We start from the raw sequence: 15,789 nt of genomic DNA on the forward strand, positions 1-15,789 counted from the left end.
TTACACTCAAAAAAGATCCGGAAAATAGACATGATGAATACCATTAAAATAAAAAAAGCAATCCTACTGCTAAGTTCTTTCGCCGCCGTTGCCTATAGCTACGGCCAAGAGCTGATCCGTCCATCTGTACAATCAAAAACAAGCTTTGCAATTGTTATTGACAGCAAAACTTTTGAAAGTGCACGTGCTGAAGTTATGGCCTATCGCCAATCCATCGAGAAAGATGGATTAGGCACCTACATCATAGCACATAATTGGCAGAAACCCGAGCAGATCCGCGAACAGCTGCAGCAATTATATAAAGGTAAACAAGCTCTTGAAGGAACAGTCCTAATTGGCGATATTCCTATCGTTATGATCCGCGATGCGCAGTACCTGACATCTGCTTTTAAGATGAATCAAAAAATAAGATGGGATAAATCCTCCGTACCGTCCGACCGTTATTACGATGATTTCGATCTACAGCTGGATTTCATAAAACAAGACACAGCAAAAGGACGTACCCACTATTATTACTATAGTCTCAATGGCACTTCGCCACAATACATTGAGATGGACATCTACTCTGCCCGTATCAAACCACCTGTAGAAAAAGGTGAAGATGCCACGCAAAAAATCAAGTCTTATCTCACTAAATTAGTAACCTTGCGTGAAGAGAATAATCCGCTTACTGATATGGTAGCTTCTACCGGTCATGGTTATAACTCCAATTCAATGAACTCGTTTGCTGGCGATGTACTGGCGTTGAAATCACAATTTCCAGATCTGTACAAACCCGGAAATTCCATCAAGTTTTTGAATTTCAGAAACGCGGATTTCATGAAATACAACCTGCTTCGCGAATTAAAACGAGAAGGACTTGATTTCGCATTTATGACCGGACATGGAACCGCAACACTACAATTGATCAATGGTTATCCACTCGCATCCAATCCGCAGCCTTCTATGGAAAATGTAGGACGCTATTTACGTTCCAAAATCAGAGCTGCAAAAGAAGATGGAAGAGATGTCGAAAAAGTAAAAGAAAGTTTCAAGACTTCATTAGGAGTTTCGGATAAATGGATGACCAACGCGTTTGAAAAAGCGGTTATGGATTCAGACTCGGTTTTCAATGACAACCTTGACGTTCAAATATGGGATGTCAAAGATGCAGCTATAGAGGCAAGATTGGTATACCTCAATTCTTGTTTAACCGGTTCATTCCACCTGGACAATTATTTAGCAGGCTATTACCCCTTCTCGGAAAATAAAAATGTTGCTGCCATTGCCAATAGTATTGGCGTATTGCAAGATTTGTGGCCGGCAGAGCTGATGGGTACCTTGCAACATGGTGTCCGTGTAGGCAATTGGTTCAAACACATTGCTTATCTCGAGACCCATATCCTCGGCGATCCTACTTTTCATTTTACAAGTAAACGAAGCCAGGAAATCAATAATGCGATTGTTAGTGGAGCAAAAATTTCTTACTGGAAAAAATTACTGCAAGAAAATGATGCCGACCTGCAGTCATTAGCTCTCGTGTATTTACAGAAACAGTTACCTGAAGCCGAGATGGCGCAGATCTTAAAGAATACCTACTTTAACTCACCTTTCGAAACGACAAGAATGCAAGCATTTGCACTTCTTAGAAACTATGAAAACGAGCAATATTTTGAAGTATTACATGCTGCAAAAAATGATTCTTACGAATTTATCAGACGTAGAGCAGTGTATGATTTAGGAGAATTTGGAGGCGATGATTTTGCAAAAGACCTTATTGCATTCTATGTCAGTGACCCGCATTCCGAACGTATAAATTATCGATTGAGAACAAATATGACATTTTTCAATCCTGAATTGCTAAAAAAAGAAATTGAAAATCAAGTGCGTCAAAATAAGAGCATCTATAATGCTGCAAACTTAAGTGACCAACTTTTGAAAGATATTGACTATAACAGCACCAAGTTGGAGAAAATGGAAGCCAACATACGCGACAAAAAACAGACCGAGAAAGAACGCCTTGGCGAAATCACAACATTGCGCCTTTACCGTTTCCATCGCTTAGTACCAACGGTGCTCACGCTTATTGCAGACCCATCTGAATCAGAAACGATCCGCATTGCTGCATTAGAAGCAATGAGCTGGTTTCCCCTTTCTTATCAAAGAGACGCCATTTTCAATACCTGTGATCAGCTCCTAAAGGACGATAAAGTTCCCCAAGCAGTAAAAGATCAAGCACTCAAGACTAAACATGTCATGAAAAAAGAAAAGAAATAGGATATAAAAAAAGTGCAGCCTTGAAAAAGGCTGCACTTTTTTTATACTCAAAAATTTATTTTGCAGGTCCGTGCGAATGGCCCATATCTGCAGGATTAATCATGATATGTGCTTTGTAACTACCCTCATCCATCAACCATGGAATACCCGGAACAGTAGGTTTATTTGCCATACCTAAATCGGCTGCTTTAGCAAAAGGAACATACAGTACATAACGGCGTTTGGCATCAGCCATCTCTCCGGTTTCTTTATTAAGCTGTTCCAAAGAACCCCAATAACCGTATAGCATCGTCGGCTGTTGTGGTATGATCAATTTACCAGCTTTAAATTCCTGCTCGCGAATATCATCACGTTCTCTACGCTTTCCTTGCGCGATCAATTCTCTACCTCTAGCCATAAATGGTTCTAAACTCTTCGGATAAGCATAAGCGTACAACATGGGAAGTTTATAATCTGGTGCCAGGCAGATATAATCGTTAGTACCCGCTCTTAAAACAACAAACTTACCTTCACTATCATAACCATATACCTGTGCTCCTTCTCTGAACTCTGTCGGTGCTGCTTGTACTGCTATTTTAATTTGGACCGCTGCAGGTAAAACTTCTCTTTTTGCTTTTTGTTGTGCAATACCATGGCTTCCGCTGCCAAGTGCTAACAACAATAGGACGATAATTTTCTTCATTTTTGTTTTAATATTTGTGTAGATTGATTCTAAACAAAGGTAAGGTTTTATCTACTAATATGAGCCTTCAATCCGGTCATATTTATTCAAATTTCCCATTTTTTTTAACAAGTAAAAACCAGATTGATTACGCAAACTACAATGTGTGCAGCTTCCTCATTGACATTACTTGACCATAGGCTTTAAAAAAGTCATACCAGTTGTTAAGTCTGGAATAAAGAACAGCGAAATGCTAATCGTCGCTGTATTTAGGCTTCATCAAGATACCCTTCTTATCACCTAAGAGTATTTTTTTGTCATTTATAAATCTTTTTCAGAAAAAATTTTTAGAATTCAATTCATTAATCGTAATATTGCGATGTACAAATCATCATACCATGGGCGCTACAAAAACGATTCACTTTACCGACCAGCAAAATAACATTGCCAACATTGCGAAAGCACTTGGTCACCCTGCTCGTATTGCCATTATCGAATACCTATTGAAAGTAAATGCCTGTATCTGTAGTGATATTGTTGATGAATTACCACTGGCACAATCCACAATTTCACAGCATCTAAAAGAACTAAAAAATGCGGGATTAATAAAAGGGAATATCGAAGGAACATCCATCTGTTACTGCATTGATGAAAAAACTTTCGGGATCCTAAAAGCCTATTTTGGTAACATTATTCTATCTGTAAACAATCAAAAATGTTGCTAGAAAGTCCTTACGGCACGTAACTTTTTAACAAAAAAACAGAATAATATAATCTTTTTTCACCCACAACCATCGTAATATAACGATATAATAAAATAGAAATACTATGAAATTATCAGAAATCAAACAGATTCTTCCAACATTAGAAAATGTTGAATTCCAATTAGAAGATGGAACATTTGTACCAGAGCATTTCCACGTAACCGAAGTCGGTCAGATTAGTAAAACTTTTATTGACTGCGGTGGTGTTACGCGTACTGAAAACACCGTAAATTTCCAGTTATGGAATGCCGATGATTATGAACATCGTTTGAAACCAGGAAAATTGATCCACATCATCGAACTCTCAGAAACAAAACTGAATATTGGAGATCATGAGATAGAAGTAGAATATCAGCGTGGTACAATTGGAAAATACGGTTTAAAATTCAATGGTAAGAATTTCGTCTTAACGAACAAAACCACAGCCTGTCTGGCACAAGATGCCTGTGATATCCCCAATCCATTGCAAGTAGTCGGTTCAAATTCAAACAGCTGTACACCAGGATCTGGTTGTTGTTAATCAAAAGAACGACATGAACGCGAAACTAGTAAATACCATTTCGGAAATACTGAAATTAACGATCAATCAAGGGCGCAAATCTACGTTGCAGCCCCTGATTGATTATATCCAGGATAAAGTTACAGCTGGCTCAGCTATCAACATCAATTTCATCTGTACGCATAACTCCCGTCGAAGTCACCTCTCTCAGGTCTGGGCACAAATTGCTGCTGCGCATTACCAAATACCAAACTTAACCTGTTATTCAGGAGGTACTGAAGAGACGGCACTGTTTCCTAAAATTGCCGCAACACTCGAAAATGCTGGCCTTGAGGTCACGATCATTTCCAAGACCTTAAATCCGGTTTATGCCTTCAAGTATGATAAAAATGCTTTGCCTATGATTGGTTTCTCTAAGAAATACGACTCCCCTTTCAATCCTGAATCCAACTTTGCAGCAGTCATGACCTGTTCACAGGCAGATGGCGGATGCCCTTTTATTCCAGGAGCAGAAAAACGGATACCGATTACGTTTGAAGATCCTAAAATAGCAGACCATACCGCGCAAGAGGATGAGATCTATCAGAATAGAAGCGTAGAAATTGCTTCTGAAATGTTTTACGTCTTTTCACAAATTAAATAAAATATAGGATGCAGGTAAAAATGAAATTTCTAGACCGGTATCTCACGCTTTGGATCTTCCTGGCGATGGGATTAGGTGTACTAATAGGCAATCTATTTCCCGGTATTTCAGATGTAATGGATCAGCTGTCCATTGGTGCCACCAATATACCATTGGCAATTGGATTAATCGTTATGATGTACCCTCCACTCGCTAAAGTAAATTACGATTTAATGCCCTTGGCATTCAAAGATAAAAAAGTGCTGCGTTTATCCCTCTTACTAAATTGGATTGTGGGACCCATCTTGATGTTTATACTGGCAGTGCTATTTTTAAGAAATGAACCCGATTATATGGTCGGGTTAATTCTGATCGGACTCGCGCGATGCATTGCGATGGTGATCGTATGGAATGATTTAGCAAAAGGAAACCGCGAATATGCAGCACTTCTAATTGCTTTAAACAGCGTATTTCAAGTCTTGTTCTATAGCTTATTCGTATGGTTGTTTATCAATGTTTTGCCCTCCTATTTTGGATTTGCAAAGTATGCGATATCGATAGAGATGGGCGAAGTTGTAAAAAGTGTATCAATCTATTTAGGAATACCCTTTTTAGCGGGTTTTTTAAGTCACAGATTTCTCCCCAAAATAAAAGGTGAAAACTGGTATCATCGAAAATTCATACCGCTAATATCGCCATTCACATTATACGCGCTATTATTTACCATTGTGCTGATGTTTAGTTTAAAAGGCGAACAGATCATTCAATTGCCCATACAGGTTGTTAAAGTGGCAATACCAATGGTGATTTATTTTGTACTGATGTTTTTTATAAGTTTTTTTATCAATAAATCGATGAAAGTCGCCTATGATAAGAATGCGGCCATATCATTTACGGCTACCGGAAATAATTTCGAATTAGCCATTGCAGTAGCTATAGCCGTCTTCGGCATACATTCCCCACAGGCATTTGTGGGCGTTATTGGGCCATTGATTGAAGTACCGGTCCTCATCCTCTTAGTACGTGCCAGTCTTTGGCTCAAAAAGAAATATGATAGTTAGGTTTAGCATGGTGGCATTCGCATTTCCTCCTATTTTTGATCGTTGTGTATTTAAACAAAAAATGGAATATGCCTCCTCAGATATGATCACGCCTGCAATAAACAAAGCACCTTATCAAATTAAGGTGCTTTGTTTATTTTAGACCATTTTCTTTTTTCCACTTGCGAATTCGATTTCTCGCATTGGCATAAGGAGAAGAAGTATTGAACTGGATCATTCTTCCGCAGGTCCATTTTTCATACCAGGCTGTTTCATATAATTCATGATTTGACTTATTAGTTATTAATGCTAATATCGCCTCTACTGTATGACTTAACTTATCCATTAATACATGAAAATCGTCATCCTTATAGTCGTCGTAAAACTTTTGTGCCAGTCGACCAAGTTCATTCCATTTAAATCCAGACTCAGGAAAAGACACCTCCTCCTTATGATCCTTTAGCCTGTTCCATTTGAGCACCAGCTCTCCCCACCCTACCAAATAAGCCAGCAGATCGTTGATACTCATTAATGTACCTTTACCATGACCTTCCATATCCTTCACTGCTGTCCGCTCATAGGGAACAGTAGTTAAGTCCTTTTTCAGTTTATCGTAATTTGTTTTTATTGCTAATTGTAGCTCAGATTTATTTGTTGGAACTGGCATAAAATTCTTTCAGTGAAAAATAGGAATACGATCAAGTGATTGTTAAAAATTATTTAGAATCATCACATTCAAAAATATATCCGGTTCTTCATCATCATCTAATTGGAACCGCAATTTGACTTCCTACCGAATCATTATAGAACCGCTATAATAGTTTAAAAGGAATTGCAAACTGGTTCCTAAAGTTACAAAATACCTTCCAAAAAATTTGCGGAAAACCCGATTATTGAGACAATAATTTTCGTACTTTACTTAACCTACCCCATGTCTGAAACACGCTATTTCATCAAAAACGCTATCTTCACTTGCCCATGCCAATGAGAGACTATTTCACCTTGTTTTAAATTCAATACCAAAAGCTCAAATTTAAAATGACAACAATGTAGCATGCTATAGAATAGTTAATAAACAAAGCCAATCCTAATAACAAAATTCAGCATGATTTAGAAGAATAAATTACACATATTACTCTTTAAACTACCAATATTACTGATCTGGCATGAAATACCGTATACATTTAAGAAATCAAGAATATGAGAACGTTCTTGTCCTCTGCAATAAATAATTTACGCGTGCAGCACTTGAATTATATATATTTGTAGTATGATACGATTCGAAAACTTTGCGTCTTATAATCAGTATGTAGGTTTAAAAGAACCGTTAGATGACGATATAGATATCGGGTATTATCAGCCACTTCGCATGAGGGCTACATCAGATCCTGTTTTAATAGATTTTTATCGGATTTCCATAAAGATAAATCTGGTTTATAGTAATACGCCAGATGCAACGCCCATTACAGCCGTTTTTTTCAATAGTCCTAACCTCGCAAATGGTTGGGATATAGCACCGCTCCCCACCTATACAGGAATGTATCTACAGCTCTCAAAGAAGATCATTGCGGAGAACCGATTTTTATTCAAAAATTACCTGGATTATGGACAGCATGAAGCATTGTACCTGACCGAAACGGAAGCGGAAGAAATCCGTACGGTATTTGAATTGATGACGCCTTATTACAACAATAAAAAGAAAAATAATACTGTTTTATTATCCTACGTCAACGTACTGGTCTCTTTAGTAGAAGCATTTTATAAAAGACAGTTTTCAACAGATCCAAAGCAGTACAACCGAATCCTGACAGATTTTCAGCAGCACCTTCACGAGTACTATAGACAACCCGTCAAGCAGCTTCCAACAGTACAGTATTTCGCAGATAAATTAGGTTTGTCGGCCAACTATCTGGGCGATATCATCAAACATTTAACAAATAAATCTGCCCTTGAAAATATTCATGATTTTGTAGTAATAAAAGCTAAAGAATTGCTTGAGATCAAAAAAGAATTGAATAGTACCGAAGTTGCGTATGAACTTGGATTTGAGTACCCAAACTATTTTGCCAAGTTCTTTAAAAAACAGGTGAATCTTACCCCTCGGCAATACCGTCAGTCCCTGATCAATAAATAATCCGTTAATTCTGACCCCAAATTTCTAAAAAATTTACGTCCTGTAATTTGTTTCCTTTTTTGTAGTAGTCTGTTTCCTTGCCATTACCTGCCATCTAATAATTTTGTTTCATAAAAAAAACAACGCGAACAGATTTATTTAACCCCTGTACAGTTATACTATTTTTTGTCAGCAAGATAAAATAGCACACCTTTTACAGGGGATATGCCAAAACAGAAAACAGTCTTTATTATCAATGCTTAAATATAAAATGGAAACTATAAAAAAAGTACTTTTAATCAATGCACATCTGCCCTATCCCAATTGGTCAGAGGGAGCACTCAATAGCGCTTTTATACAGGTGGCGCACGAATTTTTCTTATCAAAGGGCTACGAGGTCATCGAGACGAATATCGAGAAAGGATACAACGCAGACGAGGAAGTAGAAAAACATTTGGAAGCCGCGATCATCATTTTACAAACACCGATTAATTGGTTTGGCGCTCCATGGATCTATAAAAAATATGTAGATGAAGTATTCAATAGCGGCTTATTCAGTGAAAAATTTCTTTCAGGTGATGGCAGAACCAGAGATGATCTCTCCCGACAATATGGAACAGGAGGTAAAATGCAAGGTAAAAAATTTATGGTCTGTAGTACCTGGAATGCACCTGAAGCAAGTTTTAATGATGAAAACCAACAGTTATTTAGAGGCATAAGCACTGCTGATTATTTAATGCATATAACAAGTAATTACAGATTCTGCGGCGTAGAAGTTGTCTCGGACTATAACTGTTTTGATATTTTTAAAGAGGGTGATATCGCAACAAGCCTTAAAGACTATCCGGCACATCTAGCTCAGGTTTTTGAAATTTAACAACGTTCATAGATGCATAACAGCGTAAATGAATGGCGAGGACGCGCCCAATAGTAAGTCCTATTCCCTATATTCAAACTGTAATGATGATCATTTTCCTTTTACTTTGAAATTAGGAGCATTTACTTAAAACGGCTCCTCATTTTTTGCTAAAATGAAGAACCGTTTCTGGTGACTAGTGAGTTTCCTTGAAAAACTGTTTGGTATCTCCTACAGGAACATCAAATTGATTTTTTTCCAAAGCTAAAAACAATTCATCAGCAACCTCAGAAGCAGGAATACCGTTTGCCCCTCCTATTTCTGCGGAGAATTCGGTATCGACCAAAGGCGGATAAACTTCATAGACCTGCAGCTTTTTCTGATCTTGATAGGTCTGTCTTAATGCGCCAGTATAGCTATGGAGCGCTGCTTTCGTAGCACCATAAGTGGGCAGCATCACATGGCTTCCAAACACTGCTATTGATGAAATATTAATGACAGCCGCTTCAGCTTTCTGAAGAAGATGTGGAATGAGCAATTCTGTAAAATGGATGACGCTGAAATAATTGGTATTCATCTCAATAGTTGCTTTTTCATGTGCTCCGATAGTTTCACTCAAAAGATAAGCAAATGCAGCACCAGCATTATTGATGATAATATTAACATCCGGATAATTTGTTTTCAAATCATTGGCAATACGGATTCTATCAGATTCAACCGACAGATCTCCCTGAATAACCACTGCCTGATCCAGTTCTTTTAACGCCTTTTGAAGCCGTTCTTCATTTCTGCCGTTGATAATAACCTTATTTCCTGCTGCATTTAATTTCTTAGCGATCGCTAACCCTATTCCGGCACTTCCGCCACTGATGAATATGGTATTTCCTGTTGTTTTCATATTATTATTGTTGATCTATAGTCTTATAATCTGTATAACCTTTTTCACCTGGGGTATAAAAGGTATTCTGATCCGGAACATTTAGTGCAGCTCCGGTTCTGTAACGCTCCACTAAATCAGGATTTGCAATAAAGGGTACACCAAATGATACCAGATCGGCATCACCATCACCTATAACCTGATTGGCCGTATCTTTATTAAAGCCGCGGTTAATGATGATCGTTCCTGTATACAGCTGACGGAAATGCTTGGCAACTTCCTGGATAGCATTGGCGTTTCCGGAAACATCAGTAAAAGGTTCTATCAAGTGCAGATAAGCCAGATCGTAATCATTCAGCCTATTGACTAGATAGTTGTAAAATGCAATGGTCTCATCGTCGACCAAAATACCCATAATACCGTTTAAAGAAGGGTTGAGACGAACCGCAACTTTACGGATATCGGCAACCTCTTTTATGGCATCCAAAATCTCGAAAAGAATGCGCGCTCTATTTTCGATCGAACCCCCATATTCATCGTTGCGCAGATTAGAATTTTTACTAAAAAACTGCTGCAGTAAATAGCCGTTGGCAGCATGAAGTTCAACACCGTCAAATCCAGCTTCAAAAGCATGAAGCGCCCCTTGTTTGAAATCATTAACCGTTCTTTTAATATCAGCAACCGTCATGGGCTGAGGAGCGACAGTAGGTTTAAATCCCGTTGCTGTAAAAACCTGCTGCTCTGGATTTACATCCGAAGGGGCCAACGGTTTTTTACCCTGATGAAGATCAGGATGCGAGTATGCTCCAGTGTGCCAAAGCTGGGCAAAGATGACTCCGTTTTCAGCATGTACTGCTTCCGTGGTCAATTTCCAGCCTGCGATCTGCTCTTGCGTATAAATTCCAGGAACATGTATAACACCTACTGCCTCAGGACTGATAAATGTACCTTCGGTAATGATCAGTCCAGCAGAAGCACGTTGCTTGTAATACAGCGCAGTCAACGCTGTTGCTTTATTTTCGGGATTATCAGAACGGCTTCTGGTCATGGGAGCCATCACTATCCGGTTCCGCAATTGTAATCCATTTTTATGGTAAGAATTAAATATTACACTGTTTTCCATGGTATTAATAATTTAAAATAGTAAATTTGCTTGCATTTTGCAAGTACAAATATAAAATTCAACTTGCAAAACGCAAGTGTTTTTTAAAAAAAATACATTATTATGAAAAATAGATCACAATGCCCTATCAGTTGTTCACTGGATATTCTAGGAGATAAATGGTCCTTATTGCTCATCCGGGATTTAATGCGCTTGAAACAATGCACCTACAGCGACTTTTTAAAATCTGGCGAGAAGATAGCGACCAATATCTTAGCTTCAAGATTATTAATGCTGGAAGAAAATGGACTGATCAGTAAACTGGATCATCCGGAAAGCAAAGCAAAAGTTTTATACACCCTTACTAAGAAGGGTATCGATTTACTCCCGATATTGATTGAGATGCAATTATGGGTAGACAAATATTACACGGTACCCAAAGAACAGAAAGAGATCATTAAAGCGGTTAAACAGGATAAAGAGGGTTTTATAAAAGCGCAAAAGAAAGTATTATCGGATGGAATTAAGGTAGAGCACTGATATTATAAAAGTTAAGATGACAAGCAGGAGATCAATTCACCTATGAGATCTTTCGTACAATTACGCAAAGTTCAGTTATTTTTAAAATAAGAAATAGCAATTCTGTTAAAACTTTTAAGCAAAAAAGCAGATCTCCTGCCCCATGATTTAGATGTTGGAAAACTTATACCTTCATAAACTGGTCAATTATTTGAACTAAATAGTCAAAATATAAGGACTAATTAGAAAAGTTAAGTGCTATTTATTTCAATATATTTGTATTATATTTTTTACTTCACTGGTCATCAATAAGTTGTCCATTTTATTTTTTTCCTTCATTATTTGAGCTATAAATATCGTTTATGAAAAAAATGATCAAAGTGCCAACATCATTAATAAGTGGTCCTACTCCTCAAAATGCGCTAATGCTCGACGGATGCTCTATTATCGAGCAATGCATCCATAGTATGGAAGCTAAGGGAACGATGTATTTGGAAGAGCATCTCCTCATGATAGTGCTCGAAGGATCTGCAACGCTAACTTATGGCAAGCAGCAGTATGTTGTCGGTAAAAATGAAATGATTCTGCTAAAAAAGGCAACGGCGGTCAAATACGATAAAATTGGTAACCCCGATAATGACAATATCTATGACAGCCTGATGTTCAGCATCAAAGATGATTTATTAAAATCATTTTTAGCTATGTCTGAAATAAAGGTTCCGAAAATTGAAGGAGAAATAAAGACGGGAGTTTACCCGATGAATGAGTGCCTTGTTGCTTTTGCAAATTCTATGAAACCTTATTTTTTAGATCATTCTGTTGTGCAGCCCGGACAATTACGCCTTAAGATCATGGAATTACTCTATGACATCGCTGAGGGGAATCGGAATATGTTTCTCCAAATTTTACAGTTGCATGAGCCCGTGAGGGCAGATATCCGTCATGTTGTGGACATGCATTATGCCTCACCAGTTTCTTTACCAGAATTAGCGTATCTATCCGGCAGAAGCCTATCCAGTTTTAAACGAGATTTTAAAGCCATTTACAATATGACTCCTGCATCATGGATTCGGGAAAAACGTCTTGAAAAAGCGAAGGAAATGTTAGAGGCAACACAATTGCCTGTTTCAGAAATTTGTTATTCTCTGGGCTTCGAAAACATTTCACATTTTTCGAGAATCTTTAAAGAATACCACGGACAAGCACCGACCGTATTTCGTCATTAAAATAGAGATGGCCATCAAACCCGATTTCTCCTGCTCATTTGGACTTAATAGAATAAATAGTTGGACGTTATAAAAAAATGAAAACCTTTTATCGTCTGTAAATTTGTAACATAAATTAAAAAATATAAAATTATGTCGACAAATAAAAACAGTAATACTGTACAAGATTACGAAGATGTGTTAGCCATTGTAGCAGGATACGTGGATGGGCTAAAAACGGGCAATATCGAACAGTTAAAAAAAGCATTTCATCAAGATGCTGTTATGTATGGTCATTTAGAGCACGACCTTTCACAAGGTAGTATAGAGAACCTTTATGCTTACGTTCAAGAATTTGGTGCGGCACCAAATATTCAAACCAATCTTACGGTGTTACACAAAACGTCCACCACAGCGGTAGTTCGTGTTGAAATGGAACACGACGCCGCAGATGAAGATTTCACAGATTATCACTCCCTGATAAAAATAAATGGAGAATGGAAAATTGTTTCAAAACTATTCCATCTATACACGAAATAATCAAAAACTATTACTTCAACTTTTCATTGGACATAAGACCTTCCTTTCCGGTGAAAATTCGTTATAAAAATTTAGATATGTCAAAATTATTCAGTCCTTTAACTGTAAAATCAGTAACTTTTAGAAACAGGATCGTAACGTCGCCCATGTGTATGTATATGGCTAATGATGGTTTTGCCAATGATTGGCATTTAGTACATTATGGCTCTAGAGCGATGGGTGGTGCAGGTTCTGTCATGCTCGAAGCGACAGCAGTCCATTCCGATGGACGCATTGGAGTTGGAGACTTGGGAATCTGGAAAGATGATCATATTGAAATGCTTACTAAAATTGCATCATTTATAGAGAAGTCTGGCAGTGTCCCAGCAATCCAATTAGCACATGCTGGTAGAAAAGGAAGCACATGGGCATCTGGACGTGACAGTCATCCGTTGATGCCTCATGATGAAAATGGATGGGAAGTTATTGCTCCGTCTGCAATAGCATTCTCTCCAGACATGCAAACGCCACGCGAAATGAGTTCAGAAGATATCACATCAGTGCAACAAGCTTTCGCAGATGCCACTAAGAGAGCATTAACAGCTGGTTTTAAATTGATAGAAATACACAGTGCACACGGTTATCTAATCAATGAATTCTTATCCCCTATTTCGAACAAAAGAACCGATCAATATGGTGGAAACCGAGAAAACCGTTCGCGTTTTCTATTTGAAATCATTGATAAAATTAAAGAAGTATGGCCTGCAAATCTTCCAATTGCGGTACGCATCTCAGCAACAGATTGGATGGATGAGGGTTGGACAATTGAAGATTCAAAATGGTTAAGTAAAAAGTTATCACAATTTGGAATCGATATTGTTGATGTTTCGACGGGTGGGACAGTACCTAAAGCTAAAATTACAGTCGGTTCAGGATATCAATTACCTTTCGCCAGTGCCATCAAAAGAGAAATAAAAGACAATTTAATAGTTGGTACAGTAGGTTTAATCACGAATGCACATCAGGCAGAAACCATCTTGACAAACGGAGATGCCGATTTGATCTTCATAGGAAGAGAGTTTTTAAGAAATCCCTATTTTGCCTTAGCAGCTGCAGGAGAACTTCGCTCACAACCACCTACCCCGAAACCTTATGAACTCGCATTTTAAATAATAAGGAGGTTCAATATTGAACCTCCTTATTATTTAACTAACGTTTCCGCTCACTTTCCTAAACAAACGAGTTTATATAAAGAAAATATTTCGTAAGTTGACCGATATTTCATCAACCGTCCAACTGATGATAAACTGCTAAAAAAAGATCAAGAATTAAGACTACGTATGGAGCAACCTACACCGCAACGAGTAAAAGAAATATTTGACCCATTTTACAAAGCGGACCTGAAACTATGGACTGAATTTGCAAAATATGTACAGGTGCGCACCTTTAAAAAAAATGAGTTAATAAAAGATTATCATAGTAAAGAAAAATACATCAACATATTAATTAGCGGTTCCGTTGCACACTTTGTTTTGGCAGAAGAAAAAGATATCTGCATTAACCTGTATTACGAGGAACAATTATTCAGTGATTACCTATCCTTTCTTACCCAATCATCAACGGTTATCAAGACGCAGGCTTTAGAAGAATCGCTCGTATGGTCTATCAGCCATAGCGATCTGCATGCCTTATATTCCAGATCCACTACAGGGCTAATCATTGGCAAGGCTACTTCAGATGCCATGTTTATCAGAAAACAATCCGAACAGATTAATTTACTGACGCTCAGCCCTACCGAGAGATATTTAAAATTAATCAAAGAGCGTCCCGAGATTTTCCAGAGAACATCATTAAAAATCATCTGCTCTTATCTCGGTATAGCAGCTGAAAGTCTGAGCAGGATTAGAAAAAAAAACGTGTAATGTGCATTTCTTAACTTTCGTCAATTTTTTAACGAAATCATCTTGCTATTTTTGAGCATCAAATAAGCCATTGTACATGAAAAATAAAGTTAATTATATTGCTGTACTGACGTTTTTTATCATTGCCGTTCTTCTTCGCTATCTGACCAATAAAACCGATTTATTGAATGGTATATCAAGCGGATTTATTAAAATAATCCTACAGGGTATTTCTCCCACTATCGCGGCATTAGCCGTCTTCGCTCTCTTTAAAATAAAACCCGTTCTAACATTAAAAGGGAACTACAGCAATATCATCACACCCTTTCTCTTATACTGGGCATTACCCATTATCCTAATTTTAAGTACGGAGTATGCTATCAAAGGAACCCTATCTTTTGAAGCGATTACCGCAATCTTAATTTACGGCCTTTTAGAAGAGATCGGCTGGCGCGGATTTTTACAGCAGCAACTGAAGCCATTACCGGAATTTTTAAATGTATTCATCGTGGCTGTACTCTGGTTTATCTGGCACCTGAACTTTGACCTTAGCAGTTCAAACCTCTTGTTTTTGGGAATTTTAATCCTTGGCAGCTGGGGAATCGGAAAAGTTGCCAATAACACCCATTCCTTATTAGCAGTAGCTGCATTTCACTCGCTCAATAATTTTTTCCCGGAGATGAATACCATAAAAATCATCCTACTCATTTCATTATTGTCCATCTGGATCATTGCGCTGGTCATTAGAAAAAACCAGCAAAATGCGCAAAAAGTTATACTAAGCTAAAAGTCTAGCATACCATACTCCTGTTTTAAGAGAGCTCAAAAAGAAACAGTAAATAAATATCGAACACC

At 37.8% G+C, this 15,789-nt stretch carries 17 protein-coding genes; 13 read left to right on the forward strand and 4 right to left on the reverse strand.

Translation table 11 applies throughout. The annotated features are described in order from the left end of the window. Positions 1–30: 30 nt before the first annotated feature. Positions 31–2,256 carry a HEAT repeat domain-containing protein gene (locus FHR29_RS08645; RefSeq protein WP_260291985.1) on the forward strand — a complete coding sequence of 742 codons (2,226 nt, stop codon included), beginning with the start codon at positions 31–33 and terminating at the stop codon, positions 2,254–2,256. A gap of 55 nt (positions 2,257–2,311) precedes the next feature. Here FHR29_RS08645 and FHR29_RS08650 read toward each other — a convergent pair whose 3' ends face one another. Further along, complete coding sequence (locus FHR29_RS08650) at positions 2,312–2,938, reverse strand: hypothetical protein (protein WP_183913834.1); 627 nt, start codon at positions 2,936–2,938, stop codon at positions 2,312–2,314. A 377-nt stretch (positions 2,939–3,315) separates the two neighbouring features. Here FHR29_RS08650 and FHR29_RS08655 point away from each other — a divergent pair, with 377 nt between their 5' ends. The 4 genes from FHR29_RS08655 (at position 3,316) to arsB (ending at position 5,863) form a co-directional block, all read left to right on the forward strand. Then, positions 3,316–3,642, forward strand: a complete 327-nt coding sequence (locus tag FHR29_RS08655; RefSeq protein WP_021192054.1) for a helix-turn-helix transcriptional regulator — start codon at positions 3,316–3,318, stop codon at positions 3,640–3,642. Between the two features lie 103 nt (positions 3,643–3,745). Beyond that, positions 3,746–4,201: a DUF6428 family protein gene (locus FHR29_RS08660; RefSeq protein WP_183913836.1), complete on the forward strand. Its 456-nt coding sequence runs from the start codon at positions 3,746–3,748 to the stop codon at positions 4,199–4,201. Between the two features lie 13 nt (positions 4,202–4,214). After that, complete coding sequence (locus FHR29_RS08665) at positions 4,215–4,823, forward strand: low molecular weight phosphatase family protein (protein WP_183913838.1); 609 nt, start codon at positions 4,215–4,217, stop codon at positions 4,821–4,823. A gap of 8 nt (positions 4,824–4,831) precedes the next feature. After that, a complete protein-coding gene (arsB, locus tag FHR29_RS08670) occupies positions 4,832–5,863 on the forward strand; it encodes an ACR3 family arsenite efflux transporter (protein WP_183913841.1) in 1,032 nt (343 codons plus the stop codon). 133 nt (positions 5,864–5,996) lie between these two features. On the opposite strand, the gene FHR29_RS08675 is transcribed toward arsB, so the two are convergent. Beyond that, positions 5,997–6,509 carry a ClbS/DfsB family four-helix bundle protein gene (locus FHR29_RS08675; protein ID WP_183913843.1) on the reverse strand — a complete coding sequence of 171 codons (513 nt, stop codon included), beginning with the start codon at positions 6,507–6,509 and terminating at the stop codon, positions 5,997–5,999. 603 nt (positions 6,510–7,112) lie between these two features. On the opposite strand from FHR29_RS08675, the gene FHR29_RS08680 reads away from it, so the two are divergent. Both FHR29_RS08680 and FHR29_RS08685 read left to right on the forward strand, forming a co-directional pair. Further along, positions 7,113–7,976, forward strand: coding sequence for an AraC family transcriptional regulator (locus FHR29_RS08680; RefSeq protein WP_183913845.1), 864 nt, complete (start codon positions 7,113–7,115; stop codon positions 7,974–7,976). A gap of 250 nt (positions 7,977–8,226) precedes the next feature. Next, entirely contained in the window at positions 8,227–8,832 is a 606-nt protein-coding gene (locus FHR29_RS08685) for an NAD(P)H-dependent oxidoreductase (RefSeq protein WP_183913847.1), read from the forward strand. A gap of 175 nt (positions 8,833–9,007) precedes the next feature. Here FHR29_RS08685 and FHR29_RS08690 read toward each other — a convergent pair whose 3' ends face one another. Next, positions 9,008–9,709: an SDR family oxidoreductase gene (locus FHR29_RS08690; RefSeq protein ID WP_183913849.1), complete on the reverse strand. Its 702-nt coding sequence runs from the start codon at positions 9,707–9,709 to the stop codon at positions 9,008–9,010. 4 nt (positions 9,710–9,713) lie between these two features. Beyond that, positions 9,714–10,811 carry an alkene reductase gene (locus FHR29_RS08695; protein WP_183913851.1) on the reverse strand — a complete coding sequence of 366 codons (1,098 nt, stop codon included), beginning with the start codon at positions 10,809–10,811 and terminating at the stop codon, positions 9,714–9,716. Positions 10,812–10,913: 102 nt separating this feature from the next. On the opposite strand from FHR29_RS08695, the gene FHR29_RS08700 reads away from it, so the two are divergent. The 6 genes from FHR29_RS08700 to FHR29_RS08725 all read left to right on the forward strand — a co-directional run bounded on the left by FHR29_RS08700 (position 10,914) and on the right by FHR29_RS08725 (position 15,721). After that, positions 10,914–11,330 (forward strand): helix-turn-helix domain-containing protein, encoded by a 417-nt coding sequence (locus FHR29_RS08700; protein WP_183913853.1) that lies wholly within the window; start codon positions 10,914–10,916, stop codon positions 11,328–11,330. A 341-nt stretch (positions 11,331–11,671) separates the two neighbouring features. Continuing rightward, the gene (locus FHR29_RS08705; protein ID WP_183913855.1) at positions 11,672–12,535 is read left to right on the forward strand and encodes an AraC family transcriptional regulator; all 864 of its coding nucleotides are present in this window, start codon (positions 11,672–11,674) and stop codon (positions 12,533–12,535) included. Between the two features lie 132 nt (positions 12,536–12,667). Beyond that, on the forward strand, positions 12,668–13,054 hold the full coding sequence (locus FHR29_RS08710) for a nuclear transport factor 2 family protein (protein ID WP_021190986.1): 387 nt from the start codon (positions 12,668–12,670) through the stop codon (positions 13,052–13,054). Between the two features lie 77 nt (positions 13,055–13,131). Then, the gene (locus tag FHR29_RS08715) at positions 13,132–14,202 is read left to right on the forward strand and encodes an NADH:flavin oxidoreductase/NADH oxidase (protein ID WP_031288878.1); all 1,071 of its coding nucleotides are present in this window, start codon (positions 13,132–13,134) and stop codon (positions 14,200–14,202) included. 171 nt (positions 14,203–14,373) lie between these two features. After that, a complete protein-coding gene (locus FHR29_RS08720; protein WP_183913857.1) occupies positions 14,374–14,955 on the forward strand; it encodes a Crp/Fnr family transcriptional regulator in 582 nt (193 codons plus the stop codon). Between the two features lie 76 nt (positions 14,956–15,031). After that, on the forward strand, positions 15,032–15,721 hold the full coding sequence (locus tag FHR29_RS08725; protein WP_183913860.1) for a CPBP family intramembrane glutamic endopeptidase: 690 nt from the start codon (positions 15,032–15,034) through the stop codon (positions 15,719–15,721). Positions 15,722–15,789: the final 68 nt, after the last annotated feature.

It is taken from the genome of Sphingobacterium sp. JUb56, from assembly GCF_014191365.1.
Lineage (GTDB): Bacteria > Bacteroidota > Bacteroidia > Sphingobacteriales > Sphingobacteriaceae > Sphingobacterium > Sphingobacterium anhuiense.